The organism is Pantoea sp. GbtcB22, assembly GCF_019091025.1.
Classification (GTDB): Bacteria; Pseudomonadota; Gammaproteobacteria; order Enterobacterales; family Enterobacteriaceae; genus Pantoea; species Pantoea leporis.
The window spans coordinates 344564-365405 of record NZ_JAGXKB010000004.1 but is presented as its reverse complement, the minus strand read 5'-3'; the positions used below and the strand labels follow the sequence as shown (position 1 = coordinate 365405).

25 protein-coding genes are annotated in these 20842 nt (G+C 52.7%); 12 read left to right on the top strand and 13 right to left on the bottom strand.

Going from position 1 to position 20842, the window contains the following annotated elements; all coding sequences use genetic code 11:
- Positions 1 to 20 precede the first annotated feature (20 nt).
- On the top strand, positions 21 to 2375 hold the full coding sequence (arcB, locus tag KVT28_RS16010; RefSeq protein ID WP_217549239.1) for an aerobic respiration two-component sensor histidine kinase ArcB: 2355 nt from the start codon (positions 21 to 23) through the stop codon (positions 2373 to 2375).
- An 876-nt stretch (positions 2376 to 3251) separates the two neighbouring features.
- Positions 3252 to 3974 carry a monofunctional biosynthetic peptidoglycan transglycosylase gene (gene mtgA, locus KVT28_RS16005; RefSeq protein WP_192412544.1) on the top strand — a complete coding sequence of 241 codons (723 nt, stop codon included), beginning with the start codon at positions 3252 to 3254 and terminating at the stop codon, positions 3972 to 3974.
- A gap of 5 nt (positions 3975 to 3979) precedes the next feature.
- Here the strand turns inward: mtgA and npr are convergent, their stop codons facing one another.
- The 11 genes from npr to KVT28_RS15950 all read right to left on the bottom strand — a co-directional run bounded on the left by npr (position 3980) and on the right by KVT28_RS15950 (position 11981).
- Positions 3980 to 4252 (bottom strand): PTS phosphocarrier protein NPr, encoded by a 273-nt coding sequence (gene npr, locus KVT28_RS16000; RefSeq protein WP_008104379.1) that lies wholly within the window; start codon positions 4250 to 4252, stop codon positions 3980 to 3982.
- Complete coding sequence (rapZ, locus tag KVT28_RS15995) at positions 4249 to 5103, bottom strand: RNase adapter RapZ (protein ID WP_101762285.1); 855 nt, start codon at positions 5101 to 5103, stop codon at positions 4249 to 4251. The genes npr and rapZ overlap by 4 nt, the downstream gene beginning before the upstream one ends.
- A 52-nt stretch (positions 5104 to 5155) precedes the next feature.
- A complete protein-coding gene (gene ptsN, locus KVT28_RS15990) occupies positions 5156 to 5638 on the bottom strand; it encodes a PTS IIA-like nitrogen regulatory protein PtsN (protein WP_176970221.1) in 483 nt (160 codons plus the stop codon).
- A gap of 160 nt (positions 5639 to 5798) precedes the next feature.
- Positions 5799 to 6086 carry a ribosome hibernation promoting factor gene (hpf, locus tag KVT28_RS15985; protein ID WP_101762283.1) on the bottom strand — a complete coding sequence of 96 codons (288 nt, stop codon included), beginning with the start codon at positions 6084 to 6086 and terminating at the stop codon, positions 5799 to 5801.
- Positions 6087 to 6107: 21 nt separating this feature from the next.
- Positions 6108 to 7547 (bottom strand): RNA polymerase factor sigma-54, encoded by a 1440-nt coding sequence (gene rpoN, locus KVT28_RS15980; RefSeq protein WP_217549237.1) that lies wholly within the window; start codon positions 7545 to 7547, stop codon positions 6108 to 6110.
- A 48-nt stretch (positions 7548 to 7595) separates the two neighbouring features.
- Positions 7596 to 8321, bottom strand: a complete 726-nt coding sequence (lptB, locus tag KVT28_RS15975) for an LPS export ABC transporter ATP-binding protein (protein WP_008104371.1) — start codon at positions 8319 to 8321, stop codon at positions 7596 to 7598.
- Positions 8322 to 8326: 5 nt separating this feature from the next.
- Positions 8327 to 8881 (bottom strand): lipopolysaccharide ABC transporter substrate-binding protein LptA, encoded by a 555-nt coding sequence (lptA, locus tag KVT28_RS15970; protein WP_036648348.1) that lies wholly within the window; start codon positions 8879 to 8881, stop codon positions 8327 to 8329.
- Positions 8856 to 9428: an LPS export ABC transporter periplasmic protein LptC gene (gene lptC / locus KVT28_RS15965; RefSeq protein WP_101762281.1), complete on the bottom strand. Its 573-nt coding sequence runs from the start codon at positions 9426 to 9428 to the stop codon at positions 8856 to 8858. Before lptC ends, lptA begins: the two co-directional genes overlap by 26 nt.
- On the bottom strand, positions 9425 to 9991 hold the full coding sequence (gene kdsC, locus KVT28_RS15960) for a 3-deoxy-manno-octulosonate-8-phosphatase KdsC (RefSeq protein WP_217549235.1): 567 nt from the start codon (positions 9989 to 9991) through the stop codon (positions 9425 to 9427). Before kdsC ends, lptC begins: the two co-directional genes overlap by 4 nt.
- Before the next feature lie 12 nt (positions 9992 to 10003).
- Entirely contained in the window at positions 10004 to 10984 is a 981-nt protein-coding gene (gene kdsD / locus KVT28_RS15955; protein WP_110868082.1) for an arabinose-5-phosphate isomerase KdsD, read from the bottom strand.
- A gap of 13 nt (positions 10985 to 10997) precedes the next feature.
- On the bottom strand, positions 10998 to 11981 hold the full coding sequence (locus KVT28_RS15950; protein ID WP_101762278.1) for a calcium/sodium antiporter: 984 nt from the start codon (positions 11979 to 11981) through the stop codon (positions 10998 to 11000).
- 227 nt (positions 11982 to 12208) lie between these two features.
- Here KVT28_RS15950 and mlaF point away from each other — a divergent pair, with 227 nt between their 5' ends.
- The 7 genes from mlaF (at position 12209) to murA (ending at position 16989) form a co-directional block, all read left to right on the top strand.
- Positions 12209 to 13024, top strand: coding sequence for a phospholipid ABC transporter ATP-binding protein MlaF (mlaF, locus tag KVT28_RS15945; protein WP_008104360.1), 816 nt, complete (start codon positions 12209 to 12211; stop codon positions 13022 to 13024).
- A gap of 4 nt (positions 13025 to 13028) precedes the next feature.
- Positions 13029 to 13811, top strand: coding sequence for a lipid asymmetry maintenance ABC transporter permease subunit MlaE (mlaE, locus tag KVT28_RS15940; protein ID WP_007886633.1), 783 nt, complete (start codon positions 13029 to 13031; stop codon positions 13809 to 13811).
- Between the two features lie 4 nt (positions 13812 to 13815).
- Positions 13816 to 14352, top strand: coding sequence for an outer membrane lipid asymmetry maintenance protein MlaD (mlaD, locus tag KVT28_RS15935; RefSeq protein WP_101762277.1), 537 nt, complete (start codon positions 13816 to 13818; stop codon positions 14350 to 14352).
- A gap of 18 nt (positions 14353 to 14370) precedes the next feature.
- On the top strand, positions 14371 to 15006 hold the full coding sequence (mlaC, locus tag KVT28_RS15930) for a phospholipid-binding protein MlaC (protein ID WP_101762276.1): 636 nt from the start codon (positions 14371 to 14373) through the stop codon (positions 15004 to 15006).
- Complete coding sequence (gene mlaB, locus KVT28_RS15925) at positions 15006 to 15311, top strand: lipid asymmetry maintenance protein MlaB (RefSeq protein WP_101762275.1); 306 nt, start codon at positions 15006 to 15008, stop codon at positions 15309 to 15311. Before mlaC ends, mlaB begins: the two co-directional genes overlap by 1 nt.
- 114 nt (positions 15312 to 15425) lie before the next feature.
- On the top strand, positions 15426 to 15683 hold the full coding sequence (gene ibaG / locus KVT28_RS15920) for a BolA family iron metabolism protein IbaG (protein WP_008104351.1): 258 nt from the start codon (positions 15426 to 15428) through the stop codon (positions 15681 to 15683).
- Between the two features lie 46 nt (positions 15684 to 15729).
- Positions 15730 to 16989: a UDP-N-acetylglucosamine 1-carboxyvinyltransferase gene (gene murA / locus KVT28_RS15915; protein ID WP_110868080.1), complete on the top strand. Its 1260-nt coding sequence runs from the start codon at positions 15730 to 15732 to the stop codon at positions 16987 to 16989.
- Between the two features lie 68 nt (positions 16990 to 17057).
- Here the strand turns inward: murA and KVT28_RS15910 are convergent, their stop codons facing one another.
- Positions 17058 to 17339: a helix-turn-helix domain-containing protein gene (locus KVT28_RS15910; RefSeq protein ID WP_101762273.1), complete on the bottom strand. Its 282-nt coding sequence runs from the start codon at positions 17337 to 17339 to the stop codon at positions 17058 to 17060.
- A 236-nt stretch (positions 17340 to 17575) separates the two neighbouring features.
- Positions 17576 to 18547: an octaprenyl diphosphate synthase gene (gene ispB / locus KVT28_RS15905; protein WP_217549233.1), complete on the bottom strand. Its 972-nt coding sequence runs from the start codon at positions 18545 to 18547 to the stop codon at positions 17576 to 17578.
- 252 nt (positions 18548 to 18799) lie between these two features.
- On the opposite strand from ispB, the gene rplU reads away from it, so the two are divergent.
- The 3 genes from rplU (at position 18800) to cgtA (ending at position 20809) form a co-directional block, all read left to right on the top strand.
- A complete protein-coding gene (gene rplU, locus KVT28_RS15900) occupies positions 18800 to 19111 on the top strand; it encodes a 50S ribosomal protein L21 (protein ID WP_007886644.1) in 312 nt (103 codons plus the stop codon).
- A 15-nt stretch (positions 19112 to 19126) separates the two neighbouring features.
- Positions 19127 to 19384, top strand: coding sequence for a 50S ribosomal protein L27 (gene rpmA, locus KVT28_RS15895; protein ID WP_007886647.1), 258 nt, complete (start codon positions 19127 to 19129; stop codon positions 19382 to 19384).
- Positions 19385 to 19633: 249 nt separating this feature from the next.
- Positions 19634 to 20809 (top strand): Obg family GTPase CgtA, encoded by a 1176-nt coding sequence (gene cgtA, locus KVT28_RS15890; protein ID WP_008104343.1) that lies wholly within the window; start codon positions 19634 to 19636, stop codon positions 20807 to 20809.
- Positions 20810 to 20842 lie beyond the last annotated feature (33 nt).

Sequence of the window (20842 nt, the reverse complement as noted above, 5' to 3'; positions counted from 1 at the left end):
TTTCGTTCAGGGAGCTCGTAATGAAACAGATTCGTCTTTTAGCGCAGTACTACGTTGATTTGATGGTCAAACTCGGCCTGGTACGCTTTTCGCTGCTGTTAGCCTCAGCGCTGGTGGTGCTGGCGATGGTGGTACAGATGGCCGTCACCATGGTATTGCGTGGGCATGTGGAGAGCATCGACGTCGTCCGCTCCATCTTCTTCGGTCTGTTGATTACGCCCTGGGCCGTCTATTTCCTCTCAGTGGTGGTCGATCAGCTGGAAGAGTCGCGCCAGCGCCTGTCGAAACTGGTAGATAAGCTGGAAGAGATGCGTACGCGCGATCTCGAGCTGAACCAGCAGATGAAAGAGACCATCACCCAGCTTAATCAGGAAATTAACGACCGTATCAAAGCCGAGCAGGCGCGCGAGCAGGTGATGGATAAGCTGCGCGAAGAGATGGCACGACGCGAGCAGGCGCAAATCGAGCTGGAACAGCAATCCTCCTTCCTGCGCTCCTTCCTTGATGCGTCACCGGATTTGGTGTTCTACCGCAACATTGATAAGCAGTTCTCCGGCTGTAATCGCGCCATGGAACTGCTAACCGGCATGAGCGAAAAGCAGCTGATTGGCCTGACACCACGCGATATCTACGATGACGAAGCCGCGACCAAAGTGCTGGAAACCGATGAGAAGGTGTTCCGCCACAATGTGTCGCTAACCTACGAACAGTGGCTGCAATATCCCGACGGGCGCAAAGCCTGTTTCGAAATCCGTAAAGTGCCCTATTACGACCGTGTCGGAAAACGCAGTGGCCTGATGGGCTTTGGCCGCGACATTACCGAGCGTAAGCGCTATCAGGACGCGCTGGAGAACGCCAGCCGTGAGAAGACTACCTTTATTTCGACTATTAGCCATGAGCTGCGTACGCCGCTGAATGGCATCGTCGGACTGAGCCGCATCCTGCTGGATACCGATCTCAATCAGGAGCAGCTGAAGTACCTCAAAACCATCCACGTGTCGGCCATCACGCTGGGCAACATCTTCAATGATGTAATTGAAGTGGACAAAATCGAACGCCGCAAAGTGCAGCTGGATAATCAGCCGCTGGATTTCACCGGTTTCCTCGCCGATCTGGAAAACCTCTCCGGTCTGCTGGCGCAGCCAAAAGGGCTGAAATTTGTCATGGCGCCGGAGCTGCCGCTGCCCCATAAAATTTCGGCGGATGGCACGCGTCTGCGTCAGATTCTGTGGAACCTGATCGGCAATGCCGTGAAATTTACTCAGCAGGGCGAGATTGTGGTGCGCGTTGCCTATCGTCAGGATGAAACGCTGCACTTTGAAGTGCAGGATTCCGGCATGGGCATTCCGCAGGAAGAGCAGGATAAGATCTTCGCCATGTATTACCAGGTGAAAGATCAGCACGGCGGCAAGCCGGCAACGGGCACCGGCATCGGTTTAGCGGTCTCGCGTCGTTTAGCCCAGGCGATGGGCGGCGATATCAGCGTGAGTAGCGTCGCGGGGCAGGGTTCCTGCTTCACCATGGAGATCAACGCGCCACGCGTCGCTGAGGAAGTGGAAGACGACAATCTGGATGACAGTATGCCGTTGCCGGCGCTGCATGTGTTACTGGTGGAAGATATTGAACTCAACGTGATTGTTGCGCGTTCGGTACTGGAGAAGCTGGGTTGCAGCGTCGAAGTCGCGATGACCGGTACGGATGCGCTGGCGATGTTTGATCCGCAGGAGTTCGATCTGGTGCTGCTCGATATTCAGCTTCCGGATATGACGGGCCTCGAGGTGTCGCGTGCCATCCATCAGCGTTACGCAGATGTGGCGCTGCCGCCGCTGGTGGCATTGACCGCCAATGTGCTGAAAGACAAAAAAGAGTATCTCGATGCCGGCATGGATGATGTGTTGAGCAAACCGCTTGCTGTGCCAGCGCTTACGGCGGTGATCAAGAAGTTCTGGGATTATCAGCCGGAGCTGGAAGAGATCGCCACCGAATCATCAGACGCGCAGTCGCGCACGCTGCTAGATGTGGCGATGCTGGAGCAATACATTGAACTGGTTGGCCCTGGATTAATTACCCAAAGCCTGACCATGTTTGAGCAGATGATGCCGGGCTATCTCGAGGTGCTGGATTCCAACATGATGGCGCGCGATCAAAAAGGCATTGCTGAAGAAGGGCACAAGATCAAAGGTGCGGCAGGTTCGGTTGGCTTACTGCATATACAGCAGTTGGCGAAGCAGATTCAGTCGCCGGAATTGCCAGCGTGGTGGGACAACGTGCAAGAGTGGGTCGATGAGTTAAAACAAGAGTGGCTGAAAGACGTGAACGTGTTACGTGAATGGGTAGCGGAGCGGGAAAAATTACAGGACGTTAGAAAAAAATGACCCCAGTCGAAACTGGGGTGCGCGAATACTGCGCCAACACCAGGGAAATGGGCACTGCTGCTATTATTAGAAATCGAATAAGAAAGCAGCAGTTCGGTATTGGTTAACGCTTCCAAATCACCTTAACAAATTCGCCAATCCTTGCGACAAGATTCATTAAATTGTGTGATGTTGAGCAGCGATTAAATACAGAAAACATTAATTTGCTGACACAGTCAAGCAAGGAATTAATTTCTTTGCCATATTGCACCTTTTTTGACCAATTGTTCTGCTTTTTGCCTGGTTTTGCTTCAGTCGTTAGCAGGAAAAGCCTGACACGAGCATGGAAAATGTAATTCTGGCAAAAAATTAAATTTAAGTTAGATTAACATGCTGATATTTATGAATAAATTTAGTTTTTCTGACGGCTTATCCAAAACGTTTTGGAAACCTTAAACGGAAAGTTCCAGTTTAAGGTTTATTGAATGATGTAAACCAATTGTGCGGTAAATCGCTTTACCATCATTGAGGCCAAATGCAGGCAGGATCAGACAATTTTGGTCGCATTTTTCAGATTGGTCTCTGTAATCAATGAACAAGTTCGAACATCATAAAAAATGATAGTTAAGCTTCATGAAAGCTTTTGCGTGAGCGATATCACATTCAGTTAAGTGTTCATGCACGCAGCGCTTGGTGCATTTAACATCATGGAACCGATTCCTTTTTGGCGGAAGTGCTTGATGTGATTGGCTCTAATAGAGGAACGTTGATTGCGCAGGCAACAATTTCACTGACGTTTTTGCCAATCAGAGGATAAAATTTAGTGGTTAATCGTTGGTGTTAGCTATTGTGACTTGGGTGATTGATTAATACAGGGAACAGGTAAGAGAAAATTGCATGAGCAAGAGTAAAGGGACGCTGGGAAAACGTATTAAAGTACTGATTGCTAAAGTGCTGCTGGCCTGGCTCGGCATCTGGTTAGCGGGCATTCTGCTGTTTGCTTTTTTACCGGTACCGTTTTCGGCGGTAATGATGGAGCGGCAAATCGGTGCCTGGTTTACAGGGCGTTTTGATTATGTGGCGCACTCGGATTGGGTCGGCATGGATGAGATCTCGCCGTGGATGGCTTTAGCGGTTATCGCTTCTGAAGATCAAAAGTTTCCCGAGCATTGGGGCTTTGATGTTGATGCCATTCAATCAGTGCTGGATAACGATGGCAATGAACGCATGCGCGGAGCTTCAACCTTGTCTCAGCAGACGGCGAAAAACCTGTTTCTATGGGATGGCCGCAGCTGGGTACGTAAAGGGCTGGAAGCGGGACTCACGGTGGGAATCGAAACCGTGTGGACCAAGCGGCGCATCCTGACGGTTTATCTCAATATTGCAGAATTTGGCGATGGCGTATTTGGCGTGGAAGAGGCCTCACAGCGCTATTTCCATAAACCCGCCAGCCGCCTGACGATGTCTGAAGCCGCGTTACTGGCGGCGGTTCTACCCAATCCGATCCGCTTCCGTGCCGATGCGCCTTCAGGCTACACGCGACAGCGCCAGCAGTGGATTATGCGGCAGATGCGCCAGTTAGGCGGTGAGGGTTTCCTGAATCGCTACAAGCTGCATTGAAAGGCTTAATCTTCGTCAAAGCCCGCTTCAAACAGTTCGATGACCGCTGCCAGCGCCTGCTCTTCCTGCGGGCCGCTGGCTTCGATTTCAATATGACCGCCTTTCGCTGAGTCGAGCATCAGCAACGCAATCACGCTGCTGGCTTCAGCTTCGGTGCCCGATTCGTTACGCAGCAACACTTCAGCATCAAAACTCTGCACCAGCTCGAACAGCTTCATCGCTGGGCGCGCGTGCATGCCCAGCTTGTTACGAATCTCAACGGTTTGCTTCACGGTCATGATTTGCGTTTTTCCAGAGTGCGATGACGAGACTGCACGTTTTTACCGCGTGAACGGAAATAATCCGCCAGTTGTTCCGCGATATACACCGAACGATGCTTACCGCCGGTACAGCCAATGGCGACGGTGAGATAGCTGCGGTTATTGGTTTCCAGCATCGGCAGCCACAGTTCCAGATAGCTGCGCGTTTGATAGATAAAGTTGTGCACTTCGGTGTGACGATCGAGGAAGGCGGCCACCGGGCGATCCAGACCGGTCATCGGACGCAGCTTGGGATCCCAGTGCGGGTTCGGCAGGAAGCGCACATCGAAAACATAATCGGCGTCGATCGGAATGCCGTGTTTGAAGCCGAATGACTCAAACACCATGGTCAGTTCACGCTCGCGCTTGCCCAGCAAGCGGGTACGCAGCATCTCTGCCAATTCATGAACCGACATCTCAGAGGTATCGATAATCAGATCGGCGCGTGAGCGCAGTGGCTCCAGCAGATCGTTCTCTTCATCAATAGCACTCTCCAGTGACAAGTTTTTGCTGGAGAGCGGATGCAGGCGGCGCGTATCGCTGTAGCGGCGAATCAGCGTGTTGCGATCGGTATCAAGAAACAGCAGCTGCGGCGAAAAGGCATCGGGCAGATTGTTGAGCGCCGCTTCAAAGACTTCCGGTGATTCCGGCATGTTACGCACATCAATGCTGACTGCTGCAGAGATATTGCGTTCGGTTAAGGTATTCGCCAGCTCCGGTAGCAGCACCACCGGCAAGTTGTCGACACAGTAAAAGCCCATATCTTCGAGGGCACGCAGCGCGACTGATTTTCCTGAGCCTGACCGACCGCTAACGATCATCAGCACCATCACATTTCTCCCGTTTTAAACCGGCGAAAACGCCGGTAAAAGTGTTTCTCGCTTAAGAGTGTGCTTCCTGAGCTTCTGTGATAATGGCGTAGAGCTCTTGGTCGCTCTGTGCCGCGCGCAAACGACGACAGACGGTTTTATCTGCGAGGCGTTTGGCAACCAGCGAAAGCGTGTGTAAGTGGGTTTTACACTGGTCCGCGGGTACCAGCAGGGCAAACAGCAGGTCAACCGGCTGATTATCTACCGCATCAAAAGCGATAGGCTGATCGAGGCTAATAAACACGCCGACAGCGCGTAAGGTGTCCTCTTCCAGCTTGCCATGTGGAATGGCGATGCCGTTACCAATACCGGTACTGCCCATGCGTTCGCGGGTCAGGATGGCTTCGAAAAGCGTCTGGTGCGGCAGATTGAGCTGCTTCGCTGCCAGCTCGCTGATAATCTCCAGCGCGCGTTTTTTACTCTGGCAGTGTACGCCGCTACGGGTACAGTCCAGTGATAGGACCGAGCTCAATTCCAGTGTTAGATCGTTGTTCATCATCGTTTCACTTGCGAGTTCACATAGCCGCGAGTTTCAGGCAATTGATTTCATTACCGTTCACCCGCTGGCGCTTGCGCAGATGACAAAACGGGGCGGTAAGTTCCGCCCCATTTATGCTCTAAGTGCCGAATCAGTCAGCACTCTGCAAGCGTGAAGGTTAGTGTTTTTTCAGTTTGTCTTTGTGTTTGGTCAGCTGACGGGAAAGTTTATCGATTAACCCGTCGATGGCCGCGTACATGTCTTCCGCTTCCGATGTGGCGTGCAGCTCTCCGCCGTTAACGTGCAGTGTTGCATCCGCAACCTGCGTCACCTTCTCTACCTTCAGAACAATATAAACCTGATTGATACGATCAAAATAGTGTTCCAGTTTGGCAAATTTGGTATTTACAAATTCACGCAGAGGTTCGGTAATTTCAACATTAAGTCCGGTAAGGTTTAGCTGCATAGGTCTTCCTTCTTCGTTCGGTCAAACCAATTGCTTGCGCTGGTTTGATGGCGGTATAGATAAAGACTCGCGATATTTAGCAACCGTACGTCGCGCAACCATGATGCCCTGTTCGGATAACATGGAGGTCAGTTTGCTGTCGCTCAAGGGTTTTGCGGGGTTTTCCGCCGAGATTAATTTTTTCACTAATGCACGAATCGCCGTGGAAGAGGCTTCGCCGCCGCCTTCGGTGTTGACGTGACTGGAGAAAAAATACTTCAGTTCAAAGATGCCACGCGGGCTGTGTAAATACTTTTGCGTGGTCACGCGGGAAATGGTGGATTCATGCATATCAACAGCTTGAGCGATATCCGCCAACACCATCGGACGCATGTACTCCTCACCCTGCTCAAAAAACGCCTGCTGCTGTTCAACGATACAGCGTGTCACTTTCAGCAGCGTGTCGTTGCGGCTCTCCAGGCTCTTAATCAACCACTTGGCTTCCTGTAAGTTGCTGCGAATAAACTGGTTATCGCTTTCATTACGGCCAGCTCCGCCCATCGCCGCATACTGCTGATTGATTTTCAGGCGCGGCATGCTGTCGGAATTGAGTTCAACCGTCCAGCGCTTGCTGATTTTGCGCACCAGCACATCGGGAATGACATATTCCGGTTCGCTGGTGTTGATCGACTGGCCTGGGCGCGGATCGAGTGACTGAATCAGCAGCATCGCCTCTTTCAGCACTTCTTCCTTCAGACGGGTTACGCGCATTAGGCTGCGGAAATCATGGTTGGCCAGCAGATCGAGATGTTCGCTAACAATCAGGCGTGCTTCCGCCAGCATGGGCGTGGCGGCAGCATATTGCGACAGCTGGACTAACAGGCAATCACGCAAATCACGTGCACCGACGCCAATCGGATCGAAACGCTGCACGCGCTTGAGCACGGCTTCGACTTCTTCCAGCGCCAGCTCTTCATCACCAATACTGTCATAAATGTCTTGTAAGCTGACGGTGAGATAGCCGGTGTCATCAATGGCATCAACAATTGACGTGGCAATCGCGCGATCGGTATCAGTGAACGGCGTTAACTCAACCTGCCACATCAGGTAATCCTGCAGCGATTGGGTGGTTTCGCCTTGGTAGATCGGCAGTTCGTCATCCTGGTAATCGGTGCCGGTGCCTGATGGTGTGCCTGCGGTGTAGATTTCGTCCCAGGTAGCGTCGAGCGGAAGCTCTTCAGGCATATCTTTCTGTTCAAGCGCTTCGCGCGTGTCTAACGAATCACTTTCCTGATCCTGAAATTCACGTGCGTCAACTTCTTCGTGCAGTTCGGTTTGTTCAAGCAGCGGATTGCTTTCCAGCGCCAGTTGCAGTTCTTGCTGGAGTTCAAGCGTAGAGAGTTGCAGCAAGCGAATGGCTTGCTGCAACTGTGGAGTCATCGCCAGCTGTTGGCTGAGCCTGAGTTGCAAACCTTGCTTCATAATTCGGTAAGAATTTCCTAAGCAAACGTAGGGTGTTACAACACCTTATCAGAGTCTGAACTCTTCGCCCAAATAAACACGCTTAACCTGCTCATCTACAAGAATTTCATCAGGCGTGCCATGGGCAATTAAATGTCCCTGGCTGACGATATAAGCGCGTTCACACACCGCGAGGGTTTCACGCACGTTGTGGTCGGTAATCAGCACGCCAAGGCCGCTGTCACGCAGATGCTCGATGATTTTCTTGATGTCGATAACCGAGATCGGGTCAACACCAGCAAAAGGTTCGTCCAGCAGGATGAATTTCGGATTAGCCGCCAGCGCGCGGGCAATTTCCACACGACGGCGTTCACCACCCGACAGCGCCTGGCCCATGCTGTCGCGCAGATGGCCAATATGGAACTCTTCCATCAGCTCGTTGGCCCGATCCTGACGCTGTTCTTCGGTTAAATCATCACGGATCTGCAGCACAGCCATCAGGTTGTCGTACACGCTCAGGCGACGGAAGATCGAAGCTTCCTGCGGCAGATAGCCGATGCCGCGACGGGCGCGCGCATGCAGCGGCAGAATGCTGATGTCTTCATCATCAATCACGATGCGGCCGGCATCGCGCGGCACAATACCCACCACCATGTAAAAGGTGGTGGTTTTACCGGCACCGTTTGGGCCCAGCAGGCCGACAATCTCGCCGGATTTTACCTGCAGGCTAACATCTTCCACCACGCGGCGGCCTTTGTAGGCTTTCGCCAGGTTTTCAGCGATTAGTGTAGCCATAGCAATCAGTTACTCTTTTTAGGGCTCGCGGACGAACCGTTTTTGTCCTGCAGCTGCGACGGTACCAGAACGGTAGTCACGCGCTTGCTGTCGCCCTGGCTGAACGCCTGCATCTTCTGCTCTTTCACCAGGTAAGTGATGCGGTCGCCTTTGATGTTGCTGTCCTGCTGCTGAATGAAGGCATTGCCGGTCAGCTCAACAAAATCGTTCGCCAATTCATAGTGCAGTTTACTGGCGTGGCCTTGCACCGGCTTGCCGTTATCCTGCATCTGATAGAAGGTGGCTGGCGTGCCGTAAGCATCAACAATGGTTTTTTTGCTATCGCCGCCCGGACGAGTGACCACCACTTTATCGGCGGTAATCTTGATGGAACCCTGCGTCACAATTACGTTGCCGGTAAAGGTCGCGACGTTGCCCTGCAGATCCAACGCCTGGTTAACGGAGTCGATATTTACCGGTTTGTCTGAGTCGCCGGTTAATGCCAGCGCAGGCAGGCTCGTTGCCAGCAGCGTACTCACCAGCAATAACTTAAGGCTATTTTTGTTCATTTTGAATTTCATAGGAAGTTTTGACCTTTTCAAGCAGCTCAGCATGTTTCGTCCGTAAATTGCCGCGCATTTTCATGCCAGTGGAATTAAAACTGCGGCCAAAAAGGGTGACTTGATCGTCAGATGTCACATCCTGGGTGACCAAATTAACCTGAGCGTTATCGGTAAGGATGCGCTCAAGCTGTGAATCCTGAGTCAAAGAATTGACAACAACGTTGCCGTAAAGATAAAGCATACGATCTTTGGTCAGCTTTGCCTTATCGGCGCGCACCGACCATGTCGCCACTTTATTAACGTCATAGGTGGTCATCACCGGATTATCGAACCAACTTATCTCATCGGCAGCAAAGTAGGTCACTTTATCGGAGACCAGCTTATAGCCCAGCGCGCCTGTGGGGTTATACACCACCGTGTTCGATTTCTCGCTGGTGTAGGTTGGCGCTTGATCGTTGGTTGCCACCGGCGTTCTGTCGTCATCCTGGTTGGTGAGATTCCAGCCGATCAGCACTAAGGCGATCAAGGCCAGGATCAGCGTCATCCAACGCCTGCTCTTACTCATATTGATTGCCCTTTGGCATCCTCAAATTTGTTCTGCGCCATCAAAATCAGATCGCACAACTCACGTACCGCACCGCGGCCACCGGCAATGCGGGTCACATAACGCGCGCGCGGCAGTAAAATCGGGTGAGCATCAGCAACGGCAACGCTCAAACCCGCCTGCGCCATTACCGGCCAGTCGATCAGGTCATCGCCAATATAGGCGACCTGATCGGCCGTTAATGACAGTTTATCCAGGAGTTCCCGCCAGGCCAAAAGCTTATCCGATTGTCCCTGGTAAAGATGCGTAATGCCGAGCGTCTTACAGCGATCTTCCAGCAGTTTTGCTTTGCGGCCGGTAATAATAGCCACTTCGACGCCGGAGGTCAGCAGGCAACGCACGCCATAACCATCACGCACGTTAAAAGCTTTCAGCTCTTCACCGCTGTTGCCCATATAAATGACGCCATCGGACATCACGCCATCAACGTCACAAATCAGCAGGCGAATCTTCGCAGCACGCGCCATGACGTCCGCGCTCACCGGACCGTAGCAAGTCTCGACCATCGCCGTTTCAGCACTCATTATTTCTTCCTGTTAGACCACGCCAGCGCGCAGCATGTCATGCATATGTACCACACCGAGCAGGCGATCGTCATCGGCCACCAGCAAGGCGGTGATGTTTTTGTTTTGCATCAAATTAAGGGCGTCAACGGCCAGCATATTGGGGCGCACGCGAATGCCGCCGCTGGTCATCACTTCCTGAATGGTGGCTTTCTGGAAATCGATGCCCATATCAAACACGCGACGTAAGTCACCATCGGTGAAGATGCCTTCGATTTTCATTAGGTCATCGACGATGACCGTCAAACCGAGATTCTTACGGGTAATTTCCAGCAGCGCATCACGCATCGACGCATCACGGCTAACGTGAGGAATTTCATCGCCGCTGTGCATGATATCGCTAACGTGTAGCAGCAGTTTGCGGCCCAGCGCACCGCCGGGATGTGACAGCGCAAAATCTTCCTGGGTAAATCCGCGCGCTTCCAATAACGCCACGGCCAGCGCATCGCCCATCACTAAAGTCGCGGTGGTGCTGGTGGTTGGTGCCAGGCCGAGCGGACAAGCTTCCTGCGGCACTTTCACACACAGATGCACATCCGCAGCGCGGCCCATCGCGCTTTCCGGACGACCGGTGATACAAATCAACTGCACTTTCTGGCGCTTTAACACCGGCACCAACGCAAGGATTTCGCCGGATTCACCGCTGTTAGAAATCGCGATCACCACATCATTGGTGCTGACCATGCCGAGATCGCCGTGGCTGGCTTCGCCGGGATGCACAAAGAACGAAGGTGTACCGGTGCTGGCAAAAGTCGCGGCCATTTTTTTCCCGATATGCCCGGATTTGCCCATGCCCATCACCACCACTTTGCCGCGGCAGGCAAAGATCATCGCGCAGGCGCGATCGAAATCATCATTGATATATTGATCAAGCTGCTCCAGCCCTTCGCGTTCGATGCGCAGCACCGCTTTGCCTGCTTGCTGAAAATCGAAATCCGGTTGCTGATGTGACATGGTCAGTCCGTCCTTAATAGCTTGTGATAAGCATGGGGCTCAGCCATAGCCACAGCACCCACGCGATAAAACCACCTAATAATAGTGTGCCTGCGATACGACCAATACGGCGTTTGCGCAGCAGGCAGAGCAGGGCGAACAGTACGCTGACTGCCAGCATCACCCAGTAATCACGTGCGAAGGCATGCGCATCAACGCTGCCGGGATGAATCAGCGCCGGCAGGCCGAGAACAATCGCCAGATTGAAAATATTGGCGCCGATCAGGTTACCGATCGCGATATCGTCCTCACCTTTCAGCGCGCCAGCCACCACGGTGGCCAGTTCGGGCAAGCTGGTGCCGACGGCGATCAGCGTCAGGCCCATCACCAGTTCGCTCACACCAAAGTAGTCGGCAAAGACGGTAGCGTTGTCGATCACCATACGCGTCGACATCGGCAAAATAATCAGTGCAACCGCCAGCCACAGAAAGGCCACGGTGTTGCCTGCTTCATCGCGCGGCAGCTCCGCCAGCTGTTCGCGGGTTAGCGTGTCGTTGTTATCGCGTTCAGCACGACGAGCAATGCGAATCACCACCAGCAGATAACCCAATGCAATCAGCAGTAACGCGATGCCGTCGAGTCGACTTAAATAGTTATCAAACAGCATGATGCCGCTGAGCAGTGAGACTAGCAGCATTAATGGCAATTCGCGCCGAATCAGATTGGAGTGTACTGTCAATGGGTGGAGCAACGCCGCGCCGCCCAGAATTAATAGAATATTGGTAATGTTCGAGCCCAGCGCGGTGCCAACCGCTAAATCCATCTGCCCATGCTGTGCGGCCGAAAACGAGACGATCAATTCCGGTAATGATGTGCCAATGCTTACCACCGTCATACCAATGATCAGCGGTGGGATGCCAAAGGATCGACAGAGGATCGCGGCGCTAAATACCAAACGGTCGGCACCGTAAACCAGTAAAATCAATCCGATAAACAGCAAGGCAGAGGCTACGAACATTAAAAATCCTTGATGGATGGAGGTGTCGGCGAACCTTGTCCGACGGGTAAAAACATTCTGCACGCACTAACAGGCGCTGATTTTGACTGTCTGAGAGGCAAAAGTAAATTTTAAGGCCGTTTTCGCCACACTAAGTGGGTAAGTTTCTGTAAAACTATCGTGCATTCGAGGCTACCAGGCTACCATCCACAGCTTTGATAGCGCCCGATCCGCATAAAGAGGTAAAGATGATCCAGCAGCAAACGAATCTGGTTGAGGTTCGTGGCGTCAGTTTCACGCGCGGAGATCGTACTATCTTCGACGACATCTCGTTAACGGTACCTGCCGGTAAAGTCACCGCGATTATGGGCCCGTCCGGAATTGGCAAAACCACATTATTGCGTCTGATCGGTGGGCAATTACAGCCCGATAAAGGCGAGATTTGGTTCCGCGATCAAAATATCCCGACGCTTTCCCGCACCAAATTGTACGAAGCGCGTAAAAAAATGAGCATGCTGTTTCAGTCCGGCGCGCTGTTTACCGATCTCAACGTGTATGAAAACGTTGCCTGGCCGTTGCGTGAACATACGCAGCTGCCGCCAGAGCTGTTGCACAGCACCGTATTGATGAAGCTGGAAGCGGTGGGTTTGCGTGGAGCCGCTAAACTAATGCCTGCCGAACTTTCTGGCGGTATGGCCCGCCGTGCGGCGCTGGCGCGTGCTATCGCGCTGGAACCCGAACTGATCATGTTCGATGAGCCTTTTGTCGGCCAGGATCCGATTACCATGGGCGTGCTGGTGAAGTTAATTGACGAACTGAATCATGCTCTGGGCCTGACCTGCATCGTGGTTTCACACGATGTGCCTGAGGTCTTGAGCATTGCCGATCATGCCTATATTGTTGCCGGACAAAAAATCATTGCTCAGGGTAGCGCGCCGGAACTGCGAGAAAATCCCGATCCGCGTGTGCGCCAGTTTATCGAGGGTCATGCGGATGGTCCGGTGCCTTTCCGCTTTGCCGCTGGCGATTATCTCAGCGACTTGACCCGCTCAGGGAGAACGTAAACTGATGTTGTTACAGGCGCTAGCGTCATTTGGACGTCAGGGAATCAATACCTGTGCCGCTTTTGGCCGCGCAGGCCTCATGTTATTTCATGCGTTAGTCGGTAAGCCGGCGTTTCGTCGCCATGCGCCGCTGCTGGTGAAACAGCTGTATAGCGTGGGCGTGTTATCGTTACTGATCATCGTGGTATCTGGCTTGTTTATTGGCATGGTGCTGGGTCTGCAAGGCTATCTGGTGCTCACCACTTACAATGCGGAAACCAGCCTTGGCATGCTGGTGGCGCTCTCGCTGCTGCGTGAGCTCGGTCCGGTCGTCACGGCGTTGCTGTTTGCAGGCCGTGCGGGTTCAGCGTTAACCGCTGAAATCGGGCTGATGAAAGCCACCGAACAGCTCTCCAGCATGGAGATGATGGCCGTCGATCCGCTACGTCGCGTGGTATCACCGCGTTTCTGGGCCGGATTTATCAGCATGCCGTTGCTGGCGTTGATCTTTACCGCCGTTGGTATTGCCGGTGGCGCGCTGGTTGGCGTGAGCTGGAAAGGGATCGATCCCGGTTTCTTCTGGTCGGCGATGCAGAACGCGGTAGATTTCCGCACTGATGTCGTTAACTGCATGATCAAAAGCGCAGTCTTTGCCGTCACGGTAACCTGGATTGCGCTCTTTAATGGCTATGATGCCATCCCGACCTCGGAAGGGATCAGTCGTGCGACAACGCGTACCGTGGTGCATGCTTCACTGGCGGTACTCGGTTTGGATTTTGTGCTGACAGCACTGATGTTTGGGAATTGATGCAATGCAAAGCAAGAAAAACGAAATCTGGGTTGGCGTCTTCATGCTGGCTGCGCTGCTGGCGCTGTTATTCCTCGGCCTGCGCGTTGCCGATCTCAAAACTATCGGCACCGAACCAACGTGGAAGATGTATGCCACCTTCGATAATATCGGCGGACTGAAAGTCAGTTCTCCGGTGAAAATTGGCGGCGTGTTGATTGGCCGGGTGTCAGATATTGCGCTGGATGAGAAAACCCTCTCACCGCGTGTGACCATGGATATTAGCGATAAATACGCTAATAAGATTCCCGACACCAGCTCATTAGCCATCCGCACTCAAGGCCTGCTCGGTGAGCAGTTCCTGGCGCTGAATTTAGGTTTTGACGATCCCGAGCTTGGCTCTTCTATGCTGAAAGATGGCGGCACGCTGCGTGACACCAAGTCGGCGCTGGTGCTGGAAGACCTGATCGGTCAATTCCTCTATAAAAGCGGCGATAACAAATCTGACGATAAATCACAGGGTGCGCAGAGTGCACCGGCAGCACCTGCAACAACGGAATAACCTACGAGGTAAAACATGATGTTTAAACGTTTACTGATGATTGCCCTGTTGGCAATCGCACCGCTGGCAGCCAACGCCGCAGCGGATCAAACTAATCCTTACAAGCTGATGAACGAAGCGGCGGAAAAGACCTTCACCCGCCTGAAAAACGAACAGCCGAAGATTAAGCAGGATCCGAACTATCTACGCGAAGTGGTACGTCAGGAACTGATGCCGTACGTACAGATAAAATATGCCGGTGCGTTGGTTCTTGGTCGCTATTATCGCGATGCGACACCGGCGCAACGTGATGCCTACTTTGCCGCGTTCGGTGATTATCTGGCACAGGCTTACGGCCAGGCGCTGGCGCTGTACAACGGTCAAACCTACCAGATTCAGCCGGAGCAGCCGATTGGCGATGCCAATATCGTGGCGATTCGCGTCACCATCATCGATCCTAATGGGCGTCCGCCTGTGCGTCTCGATTTCCAGTGGCGTAAGAACAGCCAAACTGGCAACTGGCAGGCGTATGATATGGTGGCCGAGGGCATCAGCATGATCACCACGAAACAGAATGAGTGGGGCGATCTGCTGCGTACCAAAGGCATTGATGGCTTGACGGCTCAGCTGAAAACCTATGCCGCACAGCCGATCACCCTGGATAAAAAGCAATAATGAGTGAACCGTTAAGCTGGCAGCGCACTGCCAGCACGCTGGCCTTAAGCGGCAAATTAGATCGTGATACTTTGCTGACCTTGTGGCAGGAACGTGACACTGCGGTGGCTGATATCACCACCATTGATGTCGCCGGGCTGGAAAGGGTGGATTCAGCGGGTTTAGCGCTATTGGTGCATCTGCGTGAAATTGCGCGTGCCCAAGGCAGCGCACCACTTTTCTCTGGGATCTCCGATAAACTCCAGTCACTGATCACGCTGTATAACCTGCAGCAGATTATTGTTTCTGCGGAAAAAATCGCCTGATCAAATGATGTCGATGCTAAGCCCCTGATTTTTTCAGGGGCTTTTGCGTATTTAAGAGTCAGACGCTTTCCTCTAAGATGTCTGCCTTATTATTATTAAGCGAAGTAACGAGCGATGGAAAATAGTGAAGTTCAGGCCGTGCTGATGCAGGCGCTGGCATTAGAAGAAGTACACGTACTCAGCAACGATGGCAGCCATTTTCAGGTCATCGCGGTGGGCGAAATGTTCGGCGAACTGAGCCGCGTGAAGAAGCAGCAGGCTGTGTACGCGCCGCTGATGGAATATATTGCGGATAACCGTATTCATGCGGTTTCCATCAAAACTTATACCCCAGCCGAGTGGGCGCGCGACCGTAAACTCAACGGTTTCTAAGTGCCTCACCGGTTGTTTTATTGATAGATAATTGAGAGCGGTGTTAATGGACAAATTTCGTGTGCAAGGCCCCACCCGTTTAAGTGGTGAAGTGACCATTTCCGGGGCGAAGAATGCTGCGTTGCCGATTCTGTTTGCTGCGCTGCTGGCTGAAGAGCCGGTAGAGATTCAGAACGTACCGAAGCTGCGTGATATCGATACCACCATGAAGCTGCTGAATCTGCTGGGTGCGCGCGTTGAGCGCAATGGTTCGGTCCACGTTGATGCTCGCGAAGTTAATGTTTTCAGTGCGCCATACGATTTAGTGAAAACCATGCGTGCTTCGATTTGGGCGCTGGGTCCGCTGGTGGCGCGTTTTGGTCAGGGCCAGGTTTCACTGCCGGGCGGCTGCGCTATCGGTGCACGCCCGGTCGATCTGCACATTACTGGCCTGGAACAGCTGGGTGCGGAAATTAAGCTGGAAGAGGGCTACGTTAAAGCTTCTGTCAATGGCCGTCTGAAGGGCGCGCATATCGTGATGGATAAAGTGTCTGTCGGCGCTACCGTTACCATCATGAGCGCGGCCACGCTGGCCACCGGTATCACCATCATTGAGAACGCCGCGCGTGAGCCGGAGATTGTCGATACGGCAAACTTCCTCAACACGCTGGGTGCGAAAATCACCGGCGCGGGCACAGACAAAATCACCATTGAAGGTGTTGAGCGTCTGGGCGGCGGCGTTTATCGCGTGCTGCCAGATCGTATCGAAACCGGTACTTTCCTGGTCGCAGCAGCCATTTCACGGGGCAAAGTTGTTTGCCACAACACGAAGCCAGATACGCTGGATGCCGTGCTGTCTAAATTGCGTGAGGCTGGTGCAGAGATCGAAGTGGGCGAAGATTGGATCAGCCTGGATATGCACGGTAAGCGTCCAAAAGCGGTGAATATCCGTACCGCGCCGCATCCTGGCTTCCCCACTGACATGCAGGCGCAGTTCACACTGTTGAACCTGGTGGCAGAAGGAACCGGTGTGATTACCGAAACCATCTTCGAAAACCGCTTTATGCATATCCCTGAGCTAATTCGTATGGGCGCGCACGCGGAAATTGAGAGCAATACAGCGATTTGTCATGGCGTAGAAACCTTGTCGGGCGCGCAGGTGATGGCCACCGATCTGCGTGCATCAGCGAGTCTGGTGCTGGCGGGTTGTATCGCGGAAGGCACCACGATAGTGGATCGTATCTATCACATCGACCGTGGCTACGAGCACATCGAAGATAAGTTGAAAGCGATGGGTGCAAATATCGAGCGCGTAAGCGGCGAATAATTTCTGCTTCGTAGATCAAAAAAACCAGTCACGGCAACGCGGCTGGTTTTTTTTCATTGGTATTACAGTCAGATCTTTTTACGATCCTTCGGCGATCGTATGCACTTCTTGCGATCCAATAACTGGCCGGTAACAGGATCGTAATATCGGCTTGGCCAGATGTCTGCCGGATGAACCTTGATCGCATTGGCGATTAGCCACTCACCTTTGGGCCAGGGACGCGACAGCGCATTGGCTAGCGTTGAGGAGCTGAGCCCTGATTCGCGTGACAGCGCTGCCAGTGATGTGCCTTTCTTACGTAATGCAGCAATGATATCTGCCGGGTGCCAATCCGCTTTCCTTGTGTACATAACTCTCTTCTCCGTGTCCGTGTTATTACTTCATCTCCGCTGTAAAAAGGCGCTCCCGTGGCAGAGATATCTGGAAAAAACCCGCGTTTTTATAGCAAATGTTTCCCGTAATTTTCCAGTAAATGTTTGGCCGGCGCACGAAACTGCGTCGCTTTTCGCAAAAGCGATGCAAGAGATGTAAGTAAAAAGGGAGAAGAGTGAGGAAGGAAACGGGGCCAGAGAAGGCCCCGTTGAAATCAGAAATCGCGCTGTACTGACATGTGCGCCAGCGCTTCGAGAGCGCTGCGCCACGGGCTTTCGGGTAATACCTGCAGGACTGCGATGGCTTTATCTGCCTCTTCTTCAGCGCGTTTGCGCGTCCACTCCAGCGAGCCAGTCTGTTGCATCGCTGCCAGCACCGGTTCCAGCAGATGACGACCGTTACCTTCTTCAATGGCTTTACGGATCATCTGCGCCTGCTCAAGCGTTCCGTTGTGCATCGCGTGCAGCAATGGCAGCGTCGGTTTACCTTCGCTCAGGTCATCACCGGTATTTTTGCCCAGCGTTTCACCATCTGCGCTGTAATCCAGCAAATCATCAATTAACTGGAAAGCGGTGCCAAGGTAGCGACCATAATCCTGTAACGCCTTTTCCTGCGCGGGCGTCGCCTCAGCTAAAATCGCCGACGCTTGCGAAGCAGCTTCGAACAGGCGAGCGGTTTTGCTGTAGATCACCCGCATGTAGCTCTCTTCAGTGATATCGGGATCGTTGCAGTTCATTAACTGCAGCACTTCTCCTTCGGCGATCACGTTGACCGCTTCCGACATCAGCGCAAGGATCTTTAAGGATCCCATGCTGGTCATCATCTGGAATGAGCGCGTATAGATAAAATCGCCCACCAGCACGCTTGCCGCATTACCGAACGCGGCGTTAGCGGTGGCTTTGCCACGGCGCATATCGGATTCATCCACCACATCATCGTGCAGCAGCGTCGCCGTATGGATAAATTCGATCAGCGCCGCATTAGTGATGTGCAACGATCCCTGATAATTCAGCGCGCGTGCCGACAGCACAGCGATCATCGGACGGATGCGTTTGCCCCCGCCGCTGATGATGTAATAGCCCAACTGGTTAATCAGTGAGACTTCTGAATTCAGCTGCTCGAGGATGGTCTGGTTGACGGCCGCCATGTCCTGCGCGGTTAATTCATTAATCTGTTCTAAGTTCATTCGTCTTTTCAGCTTTACTCGTTTTTTGCATGGTAAGCGCTTTACACAGCGTGAGTTCAGGTAATCTGTTACTGATTGTACTTGAAAAATCGGGTTGCGAAACGTTTGCATTCGCCTTGCGCTTTTTTTCTGCAAGAGAGTGCAAAGTGCTCTTGTCTTCTGCTGGAGTATTGCGTAGAATTCGCGCCCTATTGTGAATATTTATCGCGCCGCCTGATGAATAGAAAGGCACGCGCAGAAGCGGAGTTTTATATGTACGCGGTTTTCCAAAGTGGTGGTAAACAACACCGAGTAAGCGAAGGTCAGACCGTTCGCCTGGAAAAGCTGGACATCGCAACCGGTGAAACCATTGAGTTTGACCAGGTTCTGATGATCGCAAATGGCGAAGACGTGAAAATCGGCGCGCCACTGGTTTCAGGCGGTGTGATCAAGGCAGAAGTTGTTGCTCACGGTCGTGGCGAGAAAATTAAAATCGTTAAGTTTCGTCGTCGTAAACACTACCGTAAGCAAGCTGGTCACCGTCAGTGGTTCACAGATGTGAAAATCACTGTGATCGGCGCGTAAGAGGAGATCTGACAAATGGCACATAAGAAGGCTGGTGGCTCGACCCGTAACGGTCGCGACTCCAACGCAAAACGTCTGGGTGTAAAACGTTTCGGTGGCGAATCTGTTCTGGCAGGTAGCATCATCGTTCGTCAGCGTGGCACTAAATTCCACGCAGGTAGCAACGTAGGTTGTGGTCGTGACCACACCCTGTTTGCCACCGCAGACGGCAAAGTAAAATTCGAGATTAAAGGCCCGAACAACCGTAAATATATCAGCATCGTTGCTGAGTAAGGTTGTCGTGCTGCAGACGTCTAACGTCTGAATACACGAATGAAAGGCCCCGCAGCTTTGCGGGGCTTTTTACATTCTGCTACTGAGCTTGCTGGATAACAGTTACGCTTTAGCACAGTTGTTGTACAATTTATGTACTCCTGGCTTTGCCAGTCTTGTATTATCCGCCGTCGGTCAGCGCAGAAGACCCTGGCGGACCCGTTTGCGGCCTGCAAGCTGCCGTGAACGACAGCGTGACGGAGAAATAAAATGAAGTTTGTAGATGAAGCGACGATCCTTGCGGTCGCGGGTGATGGCGGCAATGGTTGCGTAAGCTTCCGCCGTGAAAAATATATTCCAAGAGGCGGCCCGGATGGCGGCGACGGCGGCGACGGCGGCGACGTGTATTTGTTGGCGGATGAAAACCTCAACACCCTGATCGATTATCGCTTTGAAAAGTCTTTCCGTGCCGAACGTGGCCAGAATGGCCAAAGCCGTGATTGCACCGGTAAACGTGGTAAAGACATTATCGTTAAAGTGCCCGTTGGTACCCGCGTAATTGACCAGGGTACCGGCGAAACGCTGGGCGACATGACGCGTCATGAGCAGAAGCTGATGGTGGCGAAAGGCGGCTGGCATGGCCTTGGTAACACGCGCTTTAAATCCTCAGTTAACCGTTCCCCGCGTCAAAAAACCATGGGAACACCGGGCGAGAAGCGTGACCTGCAACTGGAACTGATGCTGCTGGCTGACGTTGGTATGTTGGGTCTGCCGAATGCCGGTAAATCGACCTTTATTCGCTCGGTATCCGCAGCGAAACCCAAAGTTGCGGATTATCCGTTCACTACGCTGGTGCCAAGCCTTGGCGTGGTGCGTATGGACAACGAAAAGAGCTTTGTTGTCGCCGACATTCCTGGCCTGATTGAAGGCGCAGCGGATGGCGCAGGTTTGGGTATTCGCTTCCTGAAGCACCTTGAGCGCTGCCGCGTGCTGTTGCACCTGATCGATCTTGCCCCTATCGATGAATCTGATCCGGTAGAAAATGCCCGCATCATTCTCGGCGAACTGGAGAAATACAGCGATAAACTGTTCCAGAAGCCGCGCTGGTTAGTATTCAACAAATGTGACCTGCTGAGCCGCGAAGAAGCGGAAAGCCGTGCCAAAGCGGTAGTGGAAGCATTAGGCTGGGAAGAAAAATATTACCTAATCTCTGCGGCTAGCCATGATGGCGTGAAAGATCTTTGCTGGGATGTGATGAGCTTTATCATCGAAAATCCAAAAGAAGCCGAAGAAGAAGCTAAAGAGCCAGAGAAAGTGGCCTTCATGTGGGATGATTATCACCGTGAAGCCATGGAAACGGCGCAGGAAGTGGAAGAAGACGACGATTGGGATGACGACTGGGACGAAGAGGACGACGAAGGCGTCGAAATCATTTACCAGCGTTAATCGTACAAAAAAGCGGCCCGAAGGCCGCTTTTT

Excerpts from the sequence above, each read along its gene's own strand:
- rplU (WP_007886644.1), top strand. The coding sequence starts at position 18,800 with ATGTACGCGGTTTTCCAAAGTGGTGGTAAACAACACCGAGTAAGCGAA.
- lptC (WP_101762281.1), bottom strand. The coding sequence starts at position 9,428 with ATGAGTAAGAGCAGGCGTTGGATGACGCTGATCCTGGCCTTGATCGCC.
- lptA (WP_036648348.1), bottom strand. The coding sequence starts at position 8,881 with ATGAAATTCAAAATGAACAAAAATAGCCTTAAGTTATTGCTGGTGAGT.
- mlaF (WP_008104360.1), top strand. The coding sequence starts at position 12,209 with ATGATCCAGCAGCAAACGAATCTGGTTGAGGTTCGTGGCGTCAGTTTC.
- kdsC (WP_217549235.1), bottom strand. The coding sequence starts at position 9,991 with ATGAGTGCTGAAACGGCGATGGTCGAGACTTGCTACGGTCCGGTGAGC.
- kdsD (WP_110868082.1), bottom strand. The coding sequence starts at position 10,984 with ATGTCACATCAGCAACCGGATTTCGATTTTCAGCAAGCAGGCAAAGCG.
- lptB (WP_008104371.1), bottom strand. The coding sequence starts at position 8,321 with ATGGCTACACTAATCGCTGAAAACCTGGCGAAAGCCTACAAAGGCCGC.
- ptsN (WP_176970221.1), bottom strand. The coding sequence starts at position 5,638 with ATGAACAACGATCTAACACTGGAATTGAGCTCGGTCCTATCACTGGAC.
- ispB (WP_217549233.1), bottom strand. The coding sequence starts at position 18,547 with ATGAACTTAGAACAGATTAATGAATTAACCGCGCAGGACATGGCGGCC.
- KVT28_RS15950 (WP_101762278.1), bottom strand. The coding sequence starts at position 11,981 with ATGTTCGTAGCCTCTGCCTTGCTGTTTATCGGATTGATTTTACTGGTT.
- hpf (WP_101762283.1), bottom strand. The coding sequence starts at position 6,086 with ATGCAGCTAAACCTTACCGGACTTAATGTTGAAATTACCGAACCTCTG.
- cgtA (WP_008104343.1), top strand. The coding sequence starts at position 19,634 with ATGAAGTTTGTAGATGAAGCGACGATCCTTGCGGTCGCGGGTGATGGC.
- murA (WP_110868080.1), top strand. The coding sequence starts at position 15,730 with ATGGACAAATTTCGTGTGCAAGGCCCCACCCGTTTAAGTGGTGAAGTG.
- mlaB (WP_101762275.1), top strand. The coding sequence starts at position 15,006 with ATGAGTGAACCGTTAAGCTGGCAGCGCACTGCCAGCACGCTGGCCTTA.
- arcB (WP_217549239.1), top strand. The coding sequence starts at position 21 with ATGAAACAGATTCGTCTTTTAGCGCAGTACTACGTTGATTTGATGGTC.
- ibaG (WP_008104351.1), top strand. The coding sequence starts at position 15,426 with ATGGAAAATAGTGAAGTTCAGGCCGTGCTGATGCAGGCGCTGGCATTA.
- mtgA (WP_192412544.1), top strand. The coding sequence starts at position 3,252 with ATGAGCAAGAGTAAAGGGACGCTGGGAAAACGTATTAAAGTACTGATT.
- rpmA (WP_007886647.1), top strand. The coding sequence starts at position 19,127 with ATGGCACATAAGAAGGCTGGTGGCTCGACCCGTAACGGTCGCGACTCC.
- mlaC (WP_101762276.1), top strand. The coding sequence starts at position 14,371 with ATGTTTAAACGTTTACTGATGATTGCCCTGTTGGCAATCGCACCGCTG.
- KVT28_RS15910 (WP_101762273.1), bottom strand. The coding sequence starts at position 17,339 with ATGTACACAAGGAAAGCGGATTGGCACCCGGCAGATATCATTGCTGCA.
- rapZ (WP_101762285.1), bottom strand. The coding sequence starts at position 5,103 with ATGGTGCTGATGATCGTTAGCGGTCGGTCAGGCTCAGGAAAATCAGTC.
- mlaE (WP_007886633.1), top strand. The coding sequence starts at position 13,029 with ATGTTGTTACAGGCGCTAGCGTCATTTGGACGTCAGGGAATCAATACC.
- rpoN (WP_217549237.1), bottom strand. The coding sequence starts at position 7,547 with ATGAAGCAAGGTTTGCAACTCAGGCTCAGCCAACAGCTGGCGATGACT.
- mlaD (WP_101762277.1), top strand. The coding sequence starts at position 13,816 with ATGCAAAGCAAGAAAAACGAAATCTGGGTTGGCGTCTTCATGCTGGCT.
- npr (WP_008104379.1), bottom strand. The coding sequence starts at position 4,252 with ATGACCGTGAAGCAAACCGTTGAGATTCGTAACAAGCTGGGCATGCAC.